The organism is Fulvivirga sp. (genome assembly GCF_040218215.1).
Classification (GTDB): Bacteria; Bacteroidota; Bacteroidia; order Cytophagales; family Cyclobacteriaceae; genus Fulvivirga.
This window is the reverse complement of the sequence record NZ_JAVJQL010000015.1, coordinates 84169-105537: the sequence shown is the minus strand read 5'-3', so window position 1 is coordinate 105537 and position 21369 is coordinate 84169. Positions and strand designations below refer to the sequence as shown.

At 39.8% G+C, this 21369-nt stretch carries 19 protein-coding genes; 8 read left to right on the top strand and 11 right to left on the bottom strand.

Translation table 11 applies throughout. The features are described 5' to 3' along the window. The first annotated feature begins 91 nt into the window (after positions 1–91). On the top strand, positions 92–1114 hold the full coding sequence (gene gldB / locus RIB54_RS11880; RefSeq protein ID WP_502879616.1) for a gliding motility lipoprotein GldB: 1023 nt from the start codon (positions 92–94) through the stop codon (positions 1112–1114). Between the two features lie 2 nt (positions 1115–1116). After that, entirely contained in the window at positions 1117–1542 is a 426-nt protein-coding gene (locus tag RIB54_RS11875; RefSeq protein ID WP_350101105.1) for a hypothetical protein, read from the top strand. Positions 1543–1547: 5 nt separating this feature from the next. Here the strand turns inward: RIB54_RS11875 and RIB54_RS11870 are convergent, their stop codons facing one another. Further along, positions 1548–1769 carry a hypothetical protein gene (locus RIB54_RS11870; RefSeq protein ID WP_350101104.1) on the bottom strand — a complete coding sequence of 74 codons (222 nt, stop codon included), beginning with the start codon at positions 1767–1769 and terminating at the stop codon, positions 1548–1550. Between the two features lie 164 nt (positions 1770–1933). Here RIB54_RS11870 and RIB54_RS11865 point away from each other — a divergent pair, with 164 nt between their 5' ends. Continuing rightward, positions 1934–2599: a uracil-DNA glycosylase family protein gene (locus RIB54_RS11865; RefSeq protein ID WP_350101103.1), complete on the top strand. Its 666-nt coding sequence runs from the start codon at positions 1934–1936 to the stop codon at positions 2597–2599. Here the strand turns inward: RIB54_RS11865 and RIB54_RS11860 are convergent. Continuing rightward, on the bottom strand, positions 2596–5226 hold the full coding sequence (locus RIB54_RS11860) for a DUF5916 domain-containing protein (RefSeq protein WP_350101102.1): 2631 nt from the start codon (positions 5224–5226) through the stop codon (positions 2596–2598). The genes RIB54_RS11865 and RIB54_RS11860 overlap by 4 nt on opposite strands. Positions 5227–5373: 147 nt before the next feature. Beyond that, positions 5374–5955, bottom strand: coding sequence for a DUF3592 domain-containing protein (locus RIB54_RS11855; protein ID WP_350068236.1), 582 nt, complete (start codon positions 5953–5955; stop codon positions 5374–5376). A 388-nt stretch (positions 5956–6343) separates the two neighbouring features. Between RIB54_RS11855 and RIB54_RS11850 the strand changes: the two genes are divergently transcribed. Together RIB54_RS11850 and RIB54_RS11845 are read left to right on the top strand one after the other, a co-directional pair. Beyond that, positions 6344–7456, top strand: coding sequence for an AI-2E family transporter (locus RIB54_RS11850; protein WP_350101101.1), 1113 nt, complete (start codon positions 6344–6346; stop codon positions 7454–7456). Between the two features lie 117 nt (positions 7457–7573). Continuing rightward, positions 7574–7969 carry an acyl-CoA thioesterase gene (locus RIB54_RS11845; RefSeq protein ID WP_350068232.1) on the top strand — a complete coding sequence of 132 codons (396 nt, stop codon included), beginning with the start codon at positions 7574–7576 and terminating at the stop codon, positions 7967–7969. Here the strand turns inward: RIB54_RS11845 and RIB54_RS11840 are convergent. From RIB54_RS11840 to RIB54_RS11830, 3 genes are read right to left on the bottom strand one after another with little or no spacing between them, the layout of a single operon-like run. Continuing rightward, positions 7966–9009 (bottom strand): saccharopine dehydrogenase family protein, encoded by a 1044-nt coding sequence (locus RIB54_RS11840; RefSeq protein ID WP_350068230.1) that lies wholly within the window; start codon positions 9007–9009, stop codon positions 7966–7968. The two genes, RIB54_RS11845 and RIB54_RS11840, sit on opposite strands and share 4 nt — an antisense overlap. Further along, the gene (locus RIB54_RS11835; protein WP_350101100.1) at positions 9006–9653 is read right to left on the bottom strand and encodes a TPM domain-containing protein; all 648 of its coding nucleotides are present in this window, start codon (positions 9651–9653) and stop codon (positions 9006–9008) included. Before RIB54_RS11835 ends, RIB54_RS11840 begins: the two co-directional genes overlap by 4 nt. A 16-nt stretch (positions 9654–9669) precedes the next feature. Continuing rightward, positions 9670–10524: a TPM domain-containing protein gene (locus RIB54_RS11830; protein ID WP_350101099.1), complete on the bottom strand. Its 855-nt coding sequence runs from the start codon at positions 10522–10524 to the stop codon at positions 9670–9672. Positions 10525–10589: 65 nt separating this feature from the next. Here RIB54_RS11830 and RIB54_RS11825 point away from each other — a divergent pair, with 65 nt between their 5' ends. The 3 genes from RIB54_RS11825 to msrA all read left to right on the top strand — a co-directional run bounded on the left by RIB54_RS11825 (position 10590) and on the right by msrA (position 14661). Continuing rightward, entirely contained in the window at positions 10590–11693 is a 1104-nt protein-coding gene (locus RIB54_RS11825; RefSeq protein WP_350068225.1) for a 6-phosphofructokinase, read from the top strand. Positions 11694–11699: 6 nt separating this feature from the next. Then, positions 11700–14057 (top strand): 7TM diverse intracellular signaling domain-containing protein, encoded by a 2358-nt coding sequence (locus RIB54_RS11820; RefSeq protein WP_350101098.1) that lies wholly within the window; start codon positions 11700–11702, stop codon positions 14055–14057. Between the two features lie 76 nt (positions 14058–14133). Continuing rightward, positions 14134–14661, top strand: coding sequence for a peptide-methionine (S)-S-oxide reductase MsrA (msrA, locus tag RIB54_RS11815; RefSeq protein WP_350101097.1), 528 nt, complete (start codon positions 14134–14136; stop codon positions 14659–14661). 83 nt (positions 14662–14744) lie between these two features. Here msrA and RIB54_RS11810 read toward each other — a convergent pair whose 3' ends face one another. The 5 genes from RIB54_RS11810 to RIB54_RS11790 all read right to left on the bottom strand — a co-directional run bounded on the left by RIB54_RS11810 (position 14745) and on the right by RIB54_RS11790 (position 21303). Next, positions 14745–16073, bottom strand: coding sequence for an HTTM domain-containing protein (locus RIB54_RS11810; RefSeq protein WP_350101096.1), 1329 nt, complete (start codon positions 16071–16073; stop codon positions 14745–14747). Between the two features lie 482 nt (positions 16074–16555). Beyond that, complete coding sequence (locus tag RIB54_RS11805) at positions 16556–19303, bottom strand: T9SS type A sorting domain-containing protein (protein WP_350101095.1); 2748 nt, start codon at positions 19301–19303, stop codon at positions 16556–16558. Positions 19304–19482: 179 nt separating this feature from the next. Then, the gene (locus RIB54_RS11800) at positions 19483–20025 is read right to left on the bottom strand and encodes a TlpA family protein disulfide reductase (protein ID WP_350063991.1); all 543 of its coding nucleotides are present in this window, start codon (positions 20023–20025) and stop codon (positions 19483–19485) included. Between the two features lie 106 nt (positions 20026–20131). Continuing rightward, positions 20132–20857, bottom strand: a complete 726-nt coding sequence (locus tag RIB54_RS11795; protein WP_350101094.1) for an MBL fold metallo-hydrolase — start codon at positions 20855–20857, stop codon at positions 20132–20134. Then, on the bottom strand, positions 20854–21303 hold the full coding sequence (locus RIB54_RS11790) for a GNAT family N-acetyltransferase (protein ID WP_350063988.1): 450 nt from the start codon (positions 21301–21303) through the stop codon (positions 20854–20856). The genes RIB54_RS11795 and RIB54_RS11790 overlap by 4 nt, the downstream gene beginning before the upstream one ends. Positions 21304–21369 lie beyond the last annotated feature (66 nt).

Below are 21369 nucleotides of genomic sequence, written 5' to 3'. Positions count from 1 at the left end.
GTTTGATTTTCCAACTATGCCACAACTTATTCAGGGATAACGGAAAAAATGACAGCGTAGGATGATACAAAATAAGGGAATAGTTTTGATGATGAAAAAAGCATTTTTGTGTTGTGTGTTTGTGGCTTTGGTTTTATTGTCTTCATGCGGAGATAACGAATATAATGAGTGTGTATTTCAGCCAGATATCAATAATCCTGTTGATATTAAAATTGAACGACTTGAAAACAAATTATTAGATATTGATAACAGGGATTCGCTCCGTGCTTTTTTAATTGCCAACCCCATTATCACCACCTATTTCCTTAATAAAGGCACATACCCTAACGACTCGCTCATGCTTGATGGACTGATGAAGAAATTCAGTAATCCGCATATTGATACACTTCAGATGGAGATTGACCGGGTGTTTGGGGATTTATCTGAACTCACAGCAGAGCTAAATACCGCTTACAGCCATTTGAAACATTATTATCCTGATGTGACTATCCCAAAAGTTAAAACCGTGGCCACTGGTTTTGATTTTGACCTTTATGTTTCCGATACCTTGGTGGTTATTGGCCTTGATTATTACCTTGGCGAGGGGGCAAAGTTTAGGCCTATTGGCATGTATAACTATATATTAAAACGCTATGCCCCCGAATATATAGTACCTTCAATCATGCTGCTAAATGGTATTTCCCCTGATTATAATGCCACCAATGTTAAAGACAAAACCATATTGAGTGACATGATGGCTTATGGTAAGGCCTTTTATTTTACCAAAAGAATGATACCATGCGTGCCTGATAGCACCATAATATGGTATACCCGTGAGGAGATTGAGGGATCAAGAGCAAATGTTGATATTATATGGACACACTTTGTGGAGAATGAACTGCTCTTTGAGACCAACCATATGGTGAAGAAAAAATACATTGAAGACAGGCCTAAAACTTTTGAAATAGGTGAAAAAGCGCCCGGCAGATTAGGTCAGTGGCTCGGCTGGCAGATAGTAAATAAATACATGGAGGAGCATCCTGACACTGATTTTCAGGACATGATGATGATTGAAGACCCTCAGCTAATTTTTAAAAACTCGAAGTTTAAGCCTGATAAGGGTGGGTTGTTTTGACAATGAATAAGGTCATCATTTTATTTTTGTCTTTAATCATTCTTGCCAACTGCCAGACGAGACCAATTCTAGATGGTGTATGGAGTTATTGTGATAATGGCAAGTATTACGAATTTCATTTTTTTGGTAATGAGAGAATGGAATATAATAACCTTCTTGAAATCAATGATGGGTTTAACCAAATTCACAGTTTTTATCATTTTGCTGAAGACTCCATTTTTTTTACTCCCTTAGGTAAACCTGATTTCCTACCAGGTAATAAAATGCAAATCGAGTTTATAAATAAGTACTCATTTGTGCTTAATGGAAAGGACAGGTTTGTAAAGCAAAAACTCAATATTTTTAATCCCTATGAGCAAGAGGACGGCTCCTCTTTTACTGACTTTGTGAATAGATTTAAATTACGAGCTAAAAAATGTAGCAACTGAATTAATTACTCCCCATTATAGAGCTGCTCAATTTTCAATCTATCCTCCTCTGGTATAGCACTGTCGTTCATCAGTTTAAAGGCATCACCTGCTGATTTGATTTTGTATTTCTCTATCACACTGTTCTCACGCTCCTTCTTTTTCTTAGCCCTGATCATGAAAAACATGGCTACTTGAAGGATTAGCACCACAACCACAAAAACAATTAGCATATTCATACTGTCCATCTGCACTTTTAAATTTTATTGGTTAAATAATTATTGTCTATTTTAAAGTGTAACCTAAGAGATTGCAGAGAATTTTCCTTTTTGTGAAATTTAAAAAGAAAATTTCCACAATGACGTAATAAAGTTAGTTAACACCACTTCTGTACAAAACAATAAATTATACGATGACATTCGGAGAAAAGGTTATTGAATTTTATGAACAGCTGAATCCGCCTGATAAACTTCCAAAAAAGGTGGAGACACTTTTCCCGTTCAAAGAAGATAACGTAATGGAAGCTGTCAGAATATATAACCGCAAGTATTTTAATGATACGAATAAGCGCACCTTCTTAATTGGCATAAATCCGGGCAGATTGGGCAGCGGAACCACGGGCATCCCCTTTACTGATCCAATTCGCTTGAAAAGTGAGCTGGATATTGACAATTCATTTGATTCGAAACAAGAGCTGTCTTCCAATTTTATTTACCAGATGATTAATGCATATGGCGGGTCAGATAGTTTTTATAGCAACAACTATTTCACATCTGTTTCTCCTTTGGGCTTTGTTATGGAGGGCAAAAACCTCAACTACTATGACATTAAAGAACTGGAGGAAGCACTTGAGCCTTATATTGTGGCCGAGATGAAAAAACAACTTGAGTTTGGTGCCAAGCCCATCGCTTACAGTTTGGGTATGGGAAAAAATATTGCTTATTTAAAAAAGCTCAATGCCAAACATCACTTTTTCGAAAGCATAGAACCACTACCACACCCCCGCTGGGTGATGCAATACCGTCTCAAAAGAATTCAGGAATTCATCGATTTGTATGTCTCTAAACTGAGTGCTTAGAGCACAAACCTGTAAGTATATTTAAGCAGGAATATATTTCTGGGCTGCTTGTCAAACAATGAATTAGCTAAATGATCAAATGAGTGCCTATCTACTGTTGGGTTTTCAGAGATATTTTGTGTCCATACCAGAAATAGGGTTGAACCCGGCTTATACTCCCAGCGCATTACCATATTTGACTGAAACTGTGTGAAGTTAAAATCAGGATTATCAATAGTGTAGTCAGTAGTGCCATCATTATTTTCATCCACCGCCAGGGTGTTATCAACCATGTCCAGTGAGGTTGAGATTGTGTTAAACCTGTGTTGATACTCATCATGTGTAGAATTAGTGACCCTTTTTAGATTTGAATAAGCTCCAGAAGCAGCAAAAGGCTGTCCCCAGTATTGGATCGACATGTTTGGCGTGAGCACATAAGTGACACGCATAGATAAATTATAGGTTCTTTGATGAATATTGCCAATGATATATCGCGGCTGCCCATTGCTGTCTACAGTGTTAACATACTGCATTTCATTGTCCCTGGAGCTTACACTACCCACAAACCTGACATTTAATGCATTTGAAGGTCTCAGCCCCAATGACCACCACCAACCTGAGTTTTTAGAATAACCATCTTCACCCCAACCCCACCATGGGTTTAACTCAACCACCACCTTTTTCCTATCATCAGAAGAAGCCCAAACCCAGTAATCATAACTTTTTGGATATATGATGGATGGGCCACCTCTAAGGTCTGCATTGGAGGCTTGATAAAGTGTAGCCGATGCTCCGCTACTCATTCGCCAAAAGTTTTTGAATTGCGCATGCCCGTTCCAGTTAACCTCCCGGCCTCTTAATTCCCCACCAAAATCCTGATTTTGGTATATGTTGATATTGGTTCTCGCTGATCGGAATATTCCAAAAGGCTCCAGTTTACGATATTGACCCCACAGCCATTGTGCAACCTGATCTGTTTGGTTTAAAAAACCAATGTCATTTAACTCCAGCCCCGGAGAGCTCCAAGATGACCCCACTTCGTAAACAAAGTTTCCACTGGCTTTTCCAAAAGTCATAGACCCAGCGGTACCACTCATTTCAGTGCGGGTGCTATCCACTTTTCTATAATGGTTATCCTCACGTTGATAAAATCTTGCTGAGGCTTCCTGAAGATTCAATATTGATGCTGTACCTCCTTTTACCTGGCTGGCCAGGACTCTACCACGAACAAAATATTTACGTTCCATCCAAAATTTGGTAAAGTCTGCTCCTGCAGAATATGCTTCTTTTGTAAGTCCATCCAGACCTTTAAGATCACCTCTATTTGTGGCTGTTACCATACCTCCTACAATGGTTTCGCCCTGATTGATCTCCTGCTGCACCCTGCCAACCAGATAGTTGGTCATAGGCTCAACAACTTGCTCTCGTTTAACTCCTAGGCTGTCAATTTCTGCATATTCCTCTTTAGTTACAGACTCCAATACTCCCCATGAAAAGCCATTCCTGTTTTTACCGGTCAGCTTCATAGACCCTAATATTCTTGTGTTATTAGGACTGTTTACATATTCTTCCACACCATCATCACCATCCATATCGGTATCAACATTGCCCTGCGGGCGCCTTCCTACCCTTCTCGAATAAAATAAGTTGTCAAATTCCCGCCCGCCAGTAGGGAAGGTAAGGATGTTACTGCCCTCAATAAAAAATGGGCGCTGCTCGGGAAAAAATAACTGAAATGCGGATAAATTCACCTGTGATGGATCTGCCTCTACCTGCCCAAAATCAGGATTAACAGTAAGGTCTAAAGTGATGTCACTGGTGACACCAATTTTAGCATCAAGACCAACATTGACATCTGAACCTTTACCCGTGGCATATGGGTTGCCTTCTTCCTTTTCATAGGTCTCTGTTTGAGCCACGATATAAGGTTGTATTTCAAGCTGCTTCTGAGGTCTGATCCCATTTATGCCATTGATTTCACCAAACCTGTGTACAAAACCATTCGCATTTTGTGGAATATGCTGCCAGTTAGACCGTTCATCATTCCTAAAATAATAGCGCATCACCTGAAAGCCCCATGTATGCTGAGCTTGATCAGCAAACCTGAGCTGGCTTAAGGGAATTCTCATTTCTGCCACCCAGCCCTCTTCATCTATTGAGGTCATCAAATACCAGATAGGATCCCATTTTTCATCCCAATCATCACCATTGTTGGAAACATATTCCTCTCCCTTTACACCTGCAGAAGTTGCGGTAAATGAAAAGGCCGTTCGTTTATCATTATAGCTGTCAAACAATACAGTTACCCTGTCACCTTCAAACCCATCCCTGCGCGAAAGCCTTTTAACAATATTTGCAGGGTCAGCGTCATAGGCCCTGATGGCTACATAAATATTCTTATCGTCATAAAGTACCTTGAACTTGGTTTGTTCGGTGGGAGGCCCGCCATCATTTGGCTGTCGCTGGGTAAAATCCCCGCCTCCCCATTCTACAGTCTCCCAGATTTCATCATTTAACAGGCCGTCTATTCTGGGCGCTTCACCTTCAATCCTTGCTGTAGTATATAGCTTTCTGTTTATTTCTTCTGTCTGTCCAAAAGCTGCTACTACTGAAAATAGTGAGATTAATAAAGTGAGTTTGCGCCTCATGCATTCGATTGTTACCCTAGCTATTACTGAATCGCAAAGGTATGGTTACAGATATTCGACAAACAACAGGTTCTTATTTATGGACGGTAGGTAATGTGATATTAATACTTATTAGTAATGTCAACGGCAAATTCAGGTTGTTGAAAGTTACATCAGGCGCGCAACGAGCGCGGCCACACCAGTAAAAACGGTTCCTATTATTCCAAGAATAATAATGGCAAACCACCTTTCGGTAATGGTATTGATTATAGCATTATTGGGGTTGTCAGTATCCACATAAACCTCTACTTCCTCACCCATATCATAACTTGGCGGATTGGACTGCACGTCTGAGTGATATTGATAGGTTTCTCCTTTATACTCATACTCAATTGTGGGTTGTGATGGGTTGCTTACCACAGTTCCAATAACCAACTCACTTCTTTCTATTTGCTCAGCATCAGTGTAATATATGTAAATGGCAATGCTCAACATTATTGCGCCAATGGATCCAAAAATTATGGCTATACCCTTACCAGCACAGCCTGCTTTTAATGGTTTAGCAGGTGCTGATCGGGATGCGTTTTTAAACTCCCACGGCTCTATATCAGCTTCAACATGCTCAACCAGCGTTTTGGACTGGAGCAAATCAAGCCCGAAGTTTTCACGAATGTATTTGATGGCTTCGATCTTACGGCCTTCAATGAGTAGTTGACGAACCTCCTGTTTTTGTTTTTCGGTAACAGCCATGGTAATTCAAGTTAATGAATTTGGCAGATTAAAGGAATTTAAATTGGTTTAAACTAATTTAAGACTATGAATTTTCTCCCAACTAGCGCAAGTCTGTGACTAGTGTTTTAAAATGAAAACCAGAGTCTGTGACTCGGTATAAATAGTTGAAGCTAAAACATGAGCATAAAATATAAAATTCGGAACCAGGCCAAGCTGCACTTCGTAACCTTCGCTGTAGTGGAATGGGTTGATTAAAGTTACGGTAGAACGAAAGACGTTAAAAACTTAAACCTCATATCCTGGCTGCAAACGAAGACGAGTTGAGGATCAGAGGAAATCAAGTTTACGGTAATTATAAAATTGATTTAGTAAATTATAAATGAAACAACCTCATATTTGACAAACTATGAAACTATCCTTCCAAAAGTTGTTTTTTATATTAGCGTTCATGTTTGGCCTCATTGCCGTAATGGTGTTTGCCAAATCAATACTCATACCCTTAAGTATGGCTTTGCTCATTTCATTTATTCTGCTCCCCGTTGTTAAAAAATTGGAAAGCTGGGGCTTAAATAAATTACTCGCTGCATTCCTTTCCTTGCTGATCTCTTTCCTTATTATTATTGGAGGCATAACACTGTTTTCAGCAGAGATAGTGAGCCTCTCTGATCAGTTGAATGATTTTACCGGCAAAATCATGAATACATTGTCAGATGCTATAGTCTTCATCAATGGAAATATCAATTTTATAGAAGACTTAAACAGGGAGGAGCTGGTAGAACAAGGGAAGGAATGGGTTAAGGCATCATCGGGGTCATTGATACAAAACACCTTTAGCAGCACAGCGTCATTTTTTACCGGCCTGGTTACCACCATCATCTTTACCTTTTTATTACTTATTTACAGAGAAGGATTGACCAAAGCCTTTGTTGCCTTTGGAGATAACCAAAACAAACTCACAATATTCAGGATGCTCAAAAACATACAGAGTGTCGGTAAAAAATACCTTTCGGGCATGTTTCTCTTGATTATAATATTGGGTTTTGCCAATAGTATAGGATTATGGATTATTGGCATTGACAGCCCGTTTCTCTTCGGATTTCTAGCTGCTATTTTATCTATTGTGCCTTTTATTGGTACTACTATTGGTGCCACTATTCCGGTGCTGTACGCTTTTATGTCCTCAGATTCGTTATGGGTACCAGTAGCTGTAATGATCTTGTTTTGGGTAATTCAGACTATTGAAAGCAACTTTCTAAACCCAAAGATTGTAGGCAGTAGTCTAAATGTAAATGCTTTGGTGGCCATTTTAAGTTTATTGATTGGGGCTTCAGTGTGGGGGGTAGCAGGTATGGTATTATTTCTTCCGTTTGCAGCTATGCTCAAAGTCATATGCGAAGAGTTTGATCAATTGAAGCCTATTGCCATGTTAATCGGTAATGATATTTCTGGTGATGATAACGAGAAACACAAAACTTCTAAATGGACAGAAAAAATGAAGGGTTGGTTAAAGTTAAAATAGTATGAAAGACGTTCAAAACGTGAACCTTATGCATCCCACTTACAAACAACGAAGAGGAGATCTCCAAGAATTCAAAAGATTTGTGGGATTAAATATTGTTTAAACTAAATTAAGACCATGAATTTCCACACACGTAAATGGGTAAAGCCCGAAGACCTAAACCCAAATCAAACATTATTTGGTGGCAGCCTTTTAAAATGGATAGATGAAGAGGCCGCTATTTATGCCATCATCCAGCTAGACACGCAGCGCTGTGTTACCAAATACATTTCGGAGATCAATTTTGTAAGTTCTGCCAAGCAAGGTGATATTATTGAGTTGGGTATGGAGGCCATTCACTTTGGCAATTCCTCCATCACCCTGAAATGTGAGGTGCGGAATAAGTTGACCAGAAAAACAATATTGGCTGTTGATAAGATTGTATTTGTAGCACTAGATGAGCAAGGTCAGCCAATGAAACATGGCAAAACGGAGATCACTTATATAAAGGATAAGTTTGCCGGTGAGAATTAACTGAACTCAGTACCGTTAATTTCCAAAATCAAACCGGAACCATAGGCCATAGCAGGCGTTTGGTAGCCCGCCTTATAATCATCATTAACGATTTTTGAGGCTATAAGCACTGCTGTTTTAGCTGTTAAAGTATAACCATTTGGAGTGGTTAATCTGGATTCAACTGCTGTCTGTCCATTGGAAGCTTGACCCCATAAATACATCTTTCCTGCCCCTCTTTTTTCAGCTGATGGGCCAGGTCTCTTTTTGTCAACCTGTTTTTTGAGAAAATTCTTGACCCAGCGCATTTTTAGCAAAAAGCTAAGCCTTCCCATCCATTTTAGCTGGATGATCTGCTTTGCAGAGCTTCCTGTAAAAACTTCAATATTGGGTATACCTGTACTGAAATAAGCCGTGGCTATATCGCCCCAGGAAATACCTACTGATAGCTGCTTCATAGCGCCAAAGTCAATCTCTCGGAAAGAGGTGCCCAGGGACTTTGTCTCAAGCTTTCCTCCCCTTCTATATTGTTGCCCCTCATGTGAGCCTTCAACCATGGTTTTGGATGTCCCTCTTGATAAGCCACCACCAACACTCGTGAAAGCCAACTTTAAGTCTGTGGCATCTGGCATTTGCTCTTTCAATTTTGCGGCAAGACAATCAGAAGGAACCACATCAAAGCCCGCTCCGGGCATTAGCATAACATTCGCTGTTTTAGCAGCCTCATCCAGATCATGAATCTGTTCAAAGATTTGGTACTCACCTGTAATGTCGAGATAATGGGTGCTTGTTTCCAAACAAGCCTTAACCATAGGCATGGCGGTGTACATAAATGGCCCTGCACAGTGAATGACCACATCATGGGAGTTCAAAACACGAAGCATTTTTTCACGCTCATCCAGGGCAAATACTTCACACGCCACATTGTATTCCTCTGAAAGTTTGAGTATTTCTAATTCGTTTCTTCCGGCTATAGTTATCGATAAATTCCTTGAAAAGGCCTCTTCAAGAATTAGCCTGCCAGTGTAACCATTGGCTCCGTAAATAAGGATTTTCTTCAACCTAGTCGTATGTCGTCTGAAAGTTCATTTGGATTGTCGGCCGGTTTATCGACTCCGGCAGCCACCAACAGCTCACCACATTTTTTTATGCCATCGGCTATTCCTTCTGCTGGGTTTCCTGATTTTATCCCTGTAAGAATAACATCCACCACATGTTGCCAGTCATTTTGATCTACCTTGGCATTAATTCCGCTATCACCCAACACCTCCACCATATGCTCAAAATGGCTTACAAGAATGATGATGCCGGTTCTATTTTTGGTATTAAAAATCTCTTCCGTCAAAAATGCGGTCAAAGCCCTCTGTTCAACCCTTTCCAGCATTGTTTCTGTGGGTGTTAGCCATTTTCTCACCGGGTCAACAAACCTTGACATCAAATAGCCTATGGCGCTTAATGCAATGGTAAAAATGACAACTTCCAATGGTGTTATCACAAATGGCAAACTCCATGAGTAGGAAAGAACACCTGCCAAGCCAAGGGCGACCAAAGCAAAATAAAGTGCTGCCCTTAAATTGGTCTCCTCATATTTATCACTAGCGTTAACAAAATAAGGCACAATCTCCCCAGAGGTGGCTTTTTCTGCCTCACTAACAGCATTTTTGATCAATGCTTTTTCACTTTCGGTAAATTGAAATATTGCCATGTTTTAACCTAAATTTTTACCAACTGCCAGAGGCACCACCTCCGCCAAAGCTTCCACCCCCGCCACTAAAGCCTCCACCTCCAAAACTGCCACCGCTACTGCCTCCACCGAAGCCGCCTCCATAATATCCACCGCCTCCTCGGCCTCCTCCTATTGAAGAAAATATTAGATAAAAGAAGACCAACCCTATTCCTCCAATCAAGCCAAAAATAAGCACACCGCCAACAAACGCAACGATTGAACCTATCCCTTTGCTTTTAGCATTCCCCAATTTTTTCTTCGTTGTGGCTGAAACTATCATTGCCGCTATAAAAACGAAAATAAACCACCCGTCTATGCCATCACCAGAACTGTTATCATTATACGTTGGTTCAGGCAGCTCTTCCCCTGCTATAAGCTGGGCTATGGCCAGCACACCATCGCTAATCCCTCCACCAAAATCACCTTGCTTAAAAGCTGGCGTTATATATTCTTCTATTATTTGTCTTGACTTGGCATCAGTAACCGCACCTTCAAGGCCATAACCAACTTCTATTCTTAATTTTCTATCATCCTTTGCTATTAACAACAGAACACCATCATCAACATCCTTTCTGCCAATCTCATTTTTTTCAACTACTCTAATAGAATAATCTTCAATAGGTTCTGGTTGTGTTGTCGATACAATCAAAACTACAATTTGGCTTCCCTTGGTTTGCTCCAAATTAGCCAGTTCACTTTCAATTCTTGACTTCTCTGAAGTGGAAAGCGTATTGGTTAAATCCGTGACCCGCTCCCATAATTTTGGGATCTCCTGCACATCCTGGCTAAATAGATTAGTGGATATAAACAGTAAAAAGAGTAATGCGAAGTGTCTTCTAAAAAATAACATAGGCCTGATGATGTGTTAAACTTACCAAATAATAGTTAAATTGAAGAGTACATTACTAAAGATATATGAATACAAAAAGGAAAGTGCTTGTGCTGACAGGTGGTGGCGACTGCCCGGGTTTAAATGCTGTAATCAGAGGCATAGTCAAACGTGCCAAAACAGAAAAGGGCTGGTCGGTAATTGGAAGCATAGAAGCGTTTAATGGTGTGCTGAAGGAGCCGATGCAATTGATGAAACTGAACAACAAGACCACCGCTGGCATTCACGTTAAAGGTGGCACTATTTTAAAAACTACTAACAAAGGCAATCCTTTGGATTTTGCAGTAGAGCAGCCTGATGGCTCATGGACTACTTCTGATAGGTCTGACGAACTCATAGAAAAAATTAAATCTATAGGTGTTGAAGCAGTAATCAATATTGGAGGTGACGGCTCACAGCGCATTTCCCAAAAATTGTTTGAGAAGGGGCTGAACATTGTGGGTGTTCCTAAAACCATAGACAATGATGTGTCCTCTACAGATTTCACATTTGGCTTTAGAACAGCGGTGCAAATAGCCACAGATAGTTTCGATAAGTTGGTGACTACTGCTGAGAGTCACCATAGAGTAATGATTATGGAAGTAATGGGTCGTGATGCCGGCTGGATAGCCTTACATACGGCAATGGCCGGGGGAGCGGAAGTGTGTCTTATTCCAGAAATTCCATATGACATCAGGAAGGTAGTTGATCACATTAACAGCAGATATGTAAAAGGTAAAGGGTTTGTAAACATAGTGGTGGCTGAAGGCGCTAAAGCTAAAGACGGGGCTGTAACTTCCGTCATTAGCGATGAGGTGGGTTACGAGCATCAGCGGTTGCGTGGTGTTGCCTTTGCCTTATCCGCACAGTTAAAGGCAGCTGGTTGTAAGGCTGATATCCGTGAGACTGTGCTGGGTCACACACAAAGAGGTGGCACTCCTATAGCCTTTGACAGGATATTGGCCACATTGTTTGGAGTGAAAGCATTTGAAATGGTGCTTGACAAAGAATTTGGCCGCATGGCTTCCTATAGGAACAATGAAATAACAAGTGTGACTCTACAGGATGCGATTAGTGATTATAACCTTATAAAAACAGATAGTTATATGGTAAAGGCTGCTAAAGCCATAGGTATTTCATTTGGCGATTAAACATTAATGAAAGGTATTGTCTATAGTATATTATTGGTACTATGCTGCTATAATTTGGCATCTGCACAATCAGAACTAGTTATTAGTGATGATACTGATGGGCCATATATCAATGGCTTTTTTTCGGAGTACAGAGACAATACCGGAAAGGCAACTATTAATCAAATAAAAACCCTGCCTGGTGCCAAATTTGAAAGACTTAGTAATGAACCTCAAAGGTATGGCCTAACGCAAGATGTAATATGGCTGAAGCTTAAACTTAAGAGTACTCTAACCTACTCCAAAATCTTTGTTTTCAGTTTTACCGATCCTTCCATCTATGGTCTGGAAATGTTTGTTGAGTACAATGGCACCATGGACCACTTCCTATCTGGCACCTCTACAAAACAAAGTGATAAGCAGATTCAAGGCAATAAGAATTGCTTCCAGATAGTGATCCACCCAGAAATGGAGACCACCATCTATTTTAAGATGCATTCGAAAAATAAAATGACATTGGTTTGCCATCTTGTAAAACAGACGGAATTCTTCAATATGGTTTACAGGCAGAGGGCCTATTTGGGCTTTTTTTATGGGTCAATGATTATTTTGTTGGTCTACAATCTCTTGATGCTTGTCACCACCCGTTTTACTGTTTTTGGGTATTATGGATTGTATGTTTTGTTCATTGCGATATTTACTGGTGCGGCTGATGGCTATACTCCTGAGTTTTTACATTTTCTGGTTGTCTGGAAAGACGGCTATCTGGATGCAGCAACAGCCACCATTACCCATGTGCTGGGGCTAATGTTTATGCTCAAATTTTTAGATGTACATAAATGGTCTGTTAAATTTTATTGGACTGTTGCCGGATTTATGCTCTTCACAGGTTTTGCAGGGCTAATACTTCTTTTATTAAGAGAGCAAATCATCTTTGATTTTTTAAGCTATGCAGGGCTAATTCAACTAACTCTAGTGATTATCGGTGGGGTAAGGGGTGTGCTAAATAAAGCCCCACAGGCAGGGTATTTTCTGGGCGCTAATGTAGTCTTTGGGGTTTTTATTGTTCTTTTCATTCTTAACATGTTCCGGCTGGTGCCATATAGCTTTTTGGTACAGTATTCCATCCATTTTGGATACGGACTAAGCGTCATTATTCTTTCTTTTGGCCTTGGCGTTCGTATCTATTCTGTCTATCAGGAGCTGCTTCAAAAAGAGCATGAAAAACAGGAGCTAATAAAACAAAAGAATGAAGAGCTAGAAGAACAGGTTACAATCAGAACAAATTATCTAAGTGAGAAAGAGAGCAATTTAAGGGCTATCCTCGATAACAATAATAACTCTATCTGGTTCGTGGATAATCAATATCAGCTTATTGATTTTAATATCAAATTTCAGGAAAGCTGGAAAGCATTTTATGGCACCGAACTGAAATTGGGTGTGAGCATGTTGGAACAAATACCCGTTCAAAACTTGAAGGGTCAGTGGAAAATAAGGTATGACACAGTATTAGAAGGTAATGGGGCTACCTATCAAGATAGCTTTAATGTTAATGGTAGAATAAAGACCTTTGAGATTAATCTGTATCCAATAATACAAAATGATAAAGTTGCGGGCGTAACAATATTTACAGCAGATATTACTGATCGGATAGAAGCACAAACTATCCTCAAAGATCAAAATGTGATGCTGACCAAAGTCAATCAGGAGCTAGACCGTTTTGTCTATAGTGCCAGCCATGACCTTAAAGCTCCATTGGCATCAATACTTGGATTAATCAATATCGCCAAGGTAGAAAAGGATGACCAAAACCGGCAGAAGTATTTTGAAATGATGGAAATTTCTATTTCGCGACTTGATCAATTTATTAAAGACATCATTGATTACTCCAGAAATGCCAGAATTGAAATTCAAGCTGCTAAAATTGATATAGCAAGTGTTATTGATAGCTGTTTCGAAGATTTAAAGTATGCCATGGTAGAGGGCAAGATTTCGCCAAATATTGAAATCTCTACCACCGCTGATTTTTATTCTGACAACACGCGTCTAAAAATGATAGTCAGAAATTTGATCAGCAATGCTTTAAAATATGGTAGTCCTAAAGAAAAAGACAATCAACTGGACATTATAGCCGATATCAATAAAGAAAGAATTCTGCTTACAGTTAGAGATTATGGCCCGGGAATACCCAAAAAACATCATGATAAACTTTTTGATATGTTCTACAGGGCCAACGCAAGTTCCCTAGGCACAGGGTTAGGACTGTACATTGTTAAAGAAACCGTTCAAAAACTTAGTGGAAAAATTCAGCTGAAATCAGAAAACAGTAAGGGTGCTGAATTTATCATTGAAATACCCAATATGGATAACATGTCCAAAAGCTGACAACTTTGCTTTTTAGATGTAGAAAACGAAACATTCTAACCATCATGTCAGTTATTCAAACAAAATAATAAGGTCAATGAAAGAGGTAGTATTTGGAGCAGGTTGTTTCTGGTGTGTTGAAGCTGTATTCCAGCAGATCAAAGGAGTAGAAAAAATAGAGTCTGGCTATATGGGTGGGAAGACAAAAAACCCGACCTATAGAGAGGTTTGCAGCGGACTAACAGGGCATGCAGAGGTAGTAAGAATGACTTATGACCCGGCTGTAGTTAGTTTTAAAGATATGCTAGAGATTTTCTGGAAAACCCATGACCCAACCACCCTAAACCGGCAAGGAGCAGATACAGGAACTCAATACAGGTCTGTTATTTTTTATCTTGATGAAGAACAGAAAAAACAGGCAACAGAATACAAAGCCAGGTTAAATGAAGAAAATGCTTTTGGCAATCCGGTAGTAACGGAAATTAGTCCTGCATCAGAATTCTATGTAGCCGAAGATAATCACCAGAACTATTATAACGACAATGGAAGCCAGCCCTATTGTGCCTTTGTGGTAAAACCCAAGGTTGACAAGGTAAAAAAAGTATTTGCTGAGAGGTTGAAGTAATCAATAACAGATGCCTGGAGAAATATTTAACCAATGATGTGAGGGCGATACTTAGAATTCCTTACACGTATATTTTTATCATGCTAATCGTCTTCAAACGGCATTAACCATTCGGAATGTTTGAAAAGATGCCAATCAGCTTTTGCTAAATCATAATGAGGATCATATAAAGGTTTGTATTTACTTCCATTCAGACTGACCCTGCTATTGGCATAAATAGAAACATTTGAGTGCCCTTTTTTGGCAAGGTCTTTTTTGAGTATTTGAATAAACTGCCATAACATATCTGGTCGTGTGGCTACTCTTGAGGCCTGTTTATAGGTTATATATTCACTTGGTTTAACTACCCACTTTTTGTTTGTGTTATTATCAATTATGTTAAAACTTACCGTGCCGGTTTTTACCCTAAGCATCATTCTCCACGACAAACGGTGCCCTTCTTCTGTCCAGTTTACATTTCCTTTAAACAACCAATGCCTGAGGGGCAGCAGTATATGGATACTAAGAAACAGGGCCATTAAAAAAACCTTTAAGTTACTTATGCCATATTTGTTTGATTCAAGTGTCAGCTGATCGAGAATAGGCTTTTTCTTGAAAAATATCCTGCGAACAACTTCAGGGTCAAAATAAAACACGCCTAATGCAATGCCTAAAAACGGAAAAATACCAATATGGAATACCGCTGAATTGAACAAATGAAAAAAGATGGTTCCTATAAAGGCATATTTTCTTGTTCTTTTCCAGATCAAACCAAGACCAAATAGCGCATCAACTACAACCCCAGACCAGGAAATAAAATATTGAAACCATTCCTTGCCTAGCAATGGCCCTACGATCCAATAATCAGTTTTACTAGTAAACCATATACCTATGGGCTTAGCAGCCAACCAATCAGGATAGGCTTTGGCTACAGATGCATAAATATAAACAATTGACATAGTAGCAATAAACACCCAATGGCACCATTGAGGACAAGTAGTACTTCTTATTTGAGGGTTATTCTTTGCATCTAAAGAATAATATTCATTTGCCGGCATTAACCACATTAAATAATTGAGAATCATCAACAAGTAATAGTGGTTGTTATAGCTAGACTTCTGCATAAAATATACCCCCGTCCACATAAGTGCATAAAAGCCCATTGCCCACCTATACTTAAAACCCAGCATGACCATAATACCAGCAACACCCATAACCAAATAATAGGCATACATGCCATATCCTGGCAATGGCTGTAGCCACCAAAAGTCCATAAATGGAAAAGTAATTGAAGGGTCAATAAAGACCTTCTTGACCCAACCAGTTGCAATAGCTCCCCAAGCTTCAAGAAAAAGTAAAAGGCCAAAAATCATCCTGAACAGGATTAACGGGCTGTTATCAACCGGGCGAAATAATTTAGATTTTATATTCATTTTCTTTGGTCTGAAGGGTGCATTTCAAATTGTCGCATCCTTGTGGCCATTAAGGATACTTTAATAGACCTCCAACGCATTTGCCTATAGACAGTTTGGTTTATACTGTCTTCATAGGGCTGATAATCGGGATTTTTACAGTAAAAGCCTATGTTTTGCAGAAGCCTCACCCATCTTCAGCTATCGTGTTGGCTCCATAAATGTTCCCTCTCCAAGTTGGAGAGGGCATTCAAACTGTGCGCAAGCTCAGTTTTTTGAGGGGTGAGGCTTCTTTGAATGCAAGACATGTTAAAATCATTAAGCGAGAATTTGAAATGCACCCGGTCTGAATAAAATTTCACAAACCCAATGACATAAATACCATTGTCACCAATTTTAATGAATACCTAAGTTGAATAGAAATGAACTGATAAAAAAAGCACCCAGTAAATACCAGGTGCCTCTTTCATTGCTGCATTGCTTTAGTTAACTGCTGTATTGAATTAGTTGGTTAATACTATTTTTCCATATTTGACACCATAATCTGTCGTCACTTTATAGCTATAAATATCTGCTGGCAAATTGTAGCCATCTATGCTTAATTTAATCGACTCGTTAGCTCTAAGCTGACCGTTGTAAAGGTCTTTAACCTTGATGCCATTTCTATTGTATAACTCGGCTTTCAACTTTGATGAAACCGGTGTATAAAATTCCAAAGTGGCTGTTTCTGTAAATGGGTTTGGATATGCATTCATCGTCATTTCTCCTGACATATCAGCTTCACCGTCTACCAGTTCGTAACTTACACACTGGCCATATTTATATGACACTTCAAAATCAGCAGTGGCCAGTCTGTCCATACACTGATCGTTGTCTGAACAAACGGTAAAGGAATATTCGAAATACTGCTCCAGTTGGCCTTCTCCAAAGCCATTGATATCATCAATTTTAAAGCCTTCTGTACCAGTAGTAGGATCCTTGCCATATTCGATTTTCCAATTTTCTGAGTTAGAGACTTCATCAATCGTTCCACAATCTATACCTACAGACAAGTGAGACAGCCCACGAACATGTTGTCCATCATAAGTAACCACGGCCTGATAAGTATAGCAGCTTCCATTAACCTCGACTAATGAAATCTCTGAAGAGAATGGGTTGTAGCAATCGTCATCATCTGAACCATCATCACCATCGTCCGAATCGTCTCCTCCATCATCTGAATCATCTCCTCCGTCATCTGGGTTATCTCCTCCATCGTCTGGGTTATCTCCTCCGTCATCCGGGTTATCTCCACCATCGTCTGGGTTGTCTCCGCCATCATCCGGGTTATCTCCACCATCGTCTGGATTGTCACCTCCATCATCCGGATTATCTCCTCCGTCATCTGGATTATCTCCTCCGTCACCCGGATCTTCACAATTGGCCGAAGCAAAATCAACAGTCACATCTAAGGCGTTGGTGCATCCATTAATATCTGTAATCACTAATGAATAAGTTCCTTCAATAGCTGCGCTCAAGTTTTGCAGACTACTTCCATCTGACCAATTATAGGTGTATGGAGCTTTTCCTCCAGATACACTGACTGCCACTTCAAAACCATCTGTCAAACAGTTTGGATTAGATACGTTATATGTGGCAGAAATTGGTGTTGCGTCTGGTAAGTAATAGGCCAAACTTTTGGTACATCCGGCAGCATCAGTTATTAACACCGAATACTGACCTGGGGGGAGTCCTGTTATCTTATCAGTATTTTCTCCATTAGACCACTCGAAAGTAAAAGGTGCTGTACCTCCGGTCGTCATAAGTTCTATTTCTCCATCATTTGCACCATTACAAGAAATTTGACTTACAATGCTATTGGCCTGGAAAGTGGCAGCTGTTACATCTACACTTAATGTCGCTGAACACCCACTGGCATCAGTTACATTAACAGTAAATCTGCCGGCTGCAAGGTTACCAATATCTTCTGTAGTTTCACCACTCAACCAGGAGTATGAGTATGGTTCTTCACCACCATTAATGGTAAGGTCTATGGCTCCGCTATTATTCTCAACACAAGCAGTTTGCTGCATGGTTGCCGATAGGGAAATAGGGTTGTTCTCTCTTAAAATAAACGTTCTTGAGCTTAAACAGCCATTTGCATCTGTTGTAGTCAACCTGTATGACCCTGCTGCTAACCCACTTAAATCTTCTGAATCTGAGCCATTACTCCATAAAAAGGTATATGGTGCCACTCCACCTTCAACGGTTACATCTACAGCACCATTGTTAACACTACATCCTGAATTTGTAATAATTCCATTTATATCTATGAAAACTGTGTTTTCTACAATTGCTGTTGCTTTAGCCTCACAGCCATTAGCATCGGTAACTGTCAAGACATAGTATCCCCCACTAACACCTTCAAGGTTTTCAGTTGTAGCACCGTTAGACCATGAGTAAGTGTATGGCGTAACACCACCTTCCACCGTGGTTATTACTGCTCCATCTGATTGCCCCTGGCATGATGCATCAGTAATGTTTGTACTTATGTTGATAGGGGCAGGAGCTTTTACCTCACCTGATAGTTCCATGGTTTCACCTGTAGCATCAGTGATGGTAACTGTGTAAACACCTGCCATTGCATTTTCAATGGTCTGGTTTGTTGTCCCGTTTGACCATGCGTAAGTGATGGGCTCCGTTCCTTCTATAATTGATACCCCTATGCTTCCATTAGCATCATCTGCACATGTGGCATCAACGATATTTAAACCCGCATCAAGTTTCACACATGTAACCTCAGTATCTTCATAGAAAACACATGTGGCCACTTTATAAGCTACCTGTGGTGCCCAACAGCTAAGCGCTTCATCACAGCCATTTTCGCAAATGGTAAATGTAACGGTAAAGTTGCCCGCATTTCGGTTTTCACCAAATCCGCTGATATCATCCACTTTAAATCCGGATATTCCAGACGTAGGATCCGTTCCATATTCAATTTTCCATCCTTCAGAATTTGACACTGAAGACACCTGGGCACAACCAGGTATGGCTACAGAATAATGGGACAAGGCATGAGCACATGAACCATCTGCATTCACCTTGAGGGTATAACTCAAGCACCCTGAAGCCAGCTCTTCCACTGACAAAATTTCTGTGCTAAAGCAGTTATCCTCACAGCCCTGTTTTTGATTCTTGTTTTGAGCTGATGTTAATAATGACGTTAAAAGTAGCCAACCAAATAATAGACATTTCACACTTCTTCTTCTCATTGCTAGTTAGTTTTGGTGCATATAAATCTAACCACAGGAGAAAAGGTGAACGGGCAAATGGGTGAGGTGTATAAATAACCGACAAGAAGTAAAATGTGACGATTAGTTGCAGTGAATTGAGATAAAAAAAGGGTTCAAAACTATAGTTTCGAACCCTCAAAATAATAAACTAACTGCGTTTATAGACTATCAAGAAACTCTTCTATGGCTTCCATCTTATCATCTGTATATTCTCCCAAAGTGGCAAAAGCTATTTTACCTTCTTTATCGATTAGAAAGAAATATGGCACATCCTTTTTATCAAATTCCAGCGCCTCTTTATAAGGCTTAAGTTGGCCTTTGTAAAACAAAATATTTGGTATCAAAAGTGGGTCTAACTTCTCAGCTGCTTTTCGCCTTGCCGGGCCTTCAGCCGCTGCCTTTATTCCTGTAAACATGGGTACAAAATATACATTGATATCATAAGTGAATGAGGCAAAGACACCAGTAGATTTCTTAATAAACTTATTGTAAATAGGGCTGAACCAGGTGTTCAAATCATCCTCTGCCTTTTTAGAGTAAGCCAGGCCAACTAAAGTATATTTGTCCGTTACATCAGCTGGAATGTTAACCTCTTCACCTTCTACGGTAACTGTTTCCATATCTGGAAATTCCGTGCCCTCAATCTGGGCAAATGCTGACGAACTAAAAGCCAATAAACAAATGATTAGACAGTGTTTCATATATGTAGTGTTTGGTTTTTCGATGATCACCTGTCAGTCAGGAGACAAGTAAGTGAAATCGCATTGTTCAAAATTTACCTCGTAACGTGAAATTAACAATTTTATTCTACGGCATCTTTCTTATTCTGGTCTCCACATCCTCCACGTCTTTCATCAACTCTGCGATAATTTTAGTGTCAGTTTTGCCATAATGATAGGGGTACAATATTTTTGGTTTAAATGCTTTAGCTGCATCGGCAACCATTTTGGGGGTCATGGTATAAGGCAGGTTCATAGGCAGGAAAGCCATGTCAATGTCTTTCAAAGCTTTCATTTCAGGGGTATTTTCTGTATCTCCTCCAATAAATATTTTTTTATCACCAATGGTAACAATGTAGCTATTGCAAGTGCCCTTGGCATGAAATGGTTCACCATTATCCCTCTTGTGCACCAGATTGTAGGCAGGAATAGATGAGATTTTCAGCCCTATAGCCTCTGTACTTCCGTCAGAAGCCAGCACATCACCATAACCCAATTGATCAACGGCAAGTTGAGTTGTTATAATTTTGGTCTCCTCCTTTTTAATTGCTTCCACAGCCTTGGCATCACAGTGATCACCATGATGATGGGTAATCAGTACCAAATCAGCATCTGGTAGCTCGTCATAATTTGCCTCTCTTGTTGACGGGTCTACATGGATGATTTTGTCGTTGACCTTCATCATGAAAGATCCATGCCCGATAAAGGTGATCTCAAGAAGACCCGCTGTAGTTTCAAATTTGTCTACTTCAAAGTCTTGTGACCTTGCATTTACAAATACTGATAATAACAGAATTGATAGTAATACTCTCATTTTAACCATTCGTAAAGTTTATAATGTTCTGCCGTCATCCCTAATTTTTCATAGACAGCTTGGGCTTTGGTATTTTCTTTCTCTACATACAATCTTATACCCTTTAATGTTTCATCTCCTTCTACCATGGCTTTGATATAATTGTACAATGCTTTGAAAATCCCTTTGCCACGGTGCTCTTTAACCACATACACAGACTGAATCCACCAAACTGTGCCATTCCTCCACTCACTCCACTCTGGGGTTATCAATAGGCAGGCAATAACCACTTCTTCTTCGGTAGCCACATAATAAGTGCCTTTTCCAGGGTCTTCAAATACGGCTTCTACTCCAGATATCAGTGTTTCCTTATCCAGCTTCATATCCTCTGTTTCGCTGGCCATCAGAATCTGGAAATCAACTATGGTTTCCAGTTCTTTAAATTTTGCTTTTCTAAATTGACTCACTCTTTAAAGATAGCATTATATAAAAAAATAGACCAGAAATATTAACAATCATCCTTTTTGTCATAT

Excerpts from the sequence above, each read along its gene's own strand:
- RIB54_RS11795 (WP_350101094.1), bottom strand. The coding sequence starts at position 20,857 with ATGAGAGTATTACTATCAATTCTGTTATTATCAGTATTTGTAAATGCA.
- RIB54_RS11850 (WP_350101101.1), top strand. The coding sequence starts at position 6,344 with ATGAAACTATCCTTCCAAAAGTTGTTTTTTATATTAGCGTTCATGTTT.
- RIB54_RS11800 (WP_350063991.1), bottom strand. The coding sequence starts at position 20,025 with ATGAAACACTGTCTAATCATTTGTTTATTGGCTTTTAGTTCGTCAGCA.
- RIB54_RS11810 (WP_350101096.1), bottom strand. The coding sequence starts at position 16,073 with ATGAATATAAAATCTAAATTATTTCGCCCGGTTGATAACAGCCCGTTA.
- RIB54_RS11805 (WP_350101095.1), bottom strand. The coding sequence starts at position 19,303 with ATGAGAAGAAGAAGTGTGAAATGTCTATTATTTGGTTGGCTACTTTTA.
- RIB54_RS11825 (WP_350068225.1), top strand. The coding sequence starts at position 10,590 with ATGAATACAAAAAGGAAAGTGCTTGTGCTGACAGGTGGTGGCGACTGC.
- gldB (WP_502879616.1), top strand. The coding sequence starts at position 92 with ATGAAAAAAGCATTTTTGTGTTGTGTGTTTGTGGCTTTGGTTTTATTG.
- RIB54_RS11870 (WP_350101104.1), bottom strand. The coding sequence starts at position 1,769 with ATGGACAGTATGAATATGCTAATTGTTTTTGTGGTTGTGGTGCTAATC.
- RIB54_RS11820 (WP_350101098.1), top strand. The coding sequence starts at position 11,700 with ATGAAAGGTATTGTCTATAGTATATTATTGGTACTATGCTGCTATAAT.
- RIB54_RS11830 (WP_350101099.1), bottom strand. The coding sequence starts at position 10,524 with ATGTTATTTTTTAGAAGACACTTCGCATTACTCTTTTTACTGTTTATA.
- RIB54_RS11865 (WP_350101103.1), top strand. The coding sequence starts at position 1,934 with ATGACATTCGGAGAAAAGGTTATTGAATTTTATGAACAGCTGAATCCG.
- RIB54_RS11860 (WP_350101102.1), bottom strand. The coding sequence starts at position 5,226 with ATGAGGCGCAAACTCACTTTATTAATCTCACTATTTTCAGTAGTAGCA.
- RIB54_RS11855 (WP_350068236.1), bottom strand. The coding sequence starts at position 5,955 with ATGGCTGTTACCGAAAAACAAAAACAGGAGGTTCGTCAACTACTCATT.
- RIB54_RS11835 (WP_350101100.1), bottom strand. The coding sequence starts at position 9,653 with ATGGCAATATTTCAATTTACCGAAAGTGAAAAAGCATTGATCAAAAAT.
- msrA (WP_350101097.1), top strand. The coding sequence starts at position 14,134 with ATGAAAGAGGTAGTATTTGGAGCAGGTTGTTTCTGGTGTGTTGAAGCT.
- RIB54_RS11845 (WP_350068232.1), top strand. The coding sequence starts at position 7,574 with ATGAATTTCCACACACGTAAATGGGTAAAGCCCGAAGACCTAAACCCA.
- RIB54_RS11875 (WP_350101105.1), top strand. The coding sequence starts at position 1,117 with ATGAATAAGGTCATCATTTTATTTTTGTCTTTAATCATTCTTGCCAAC.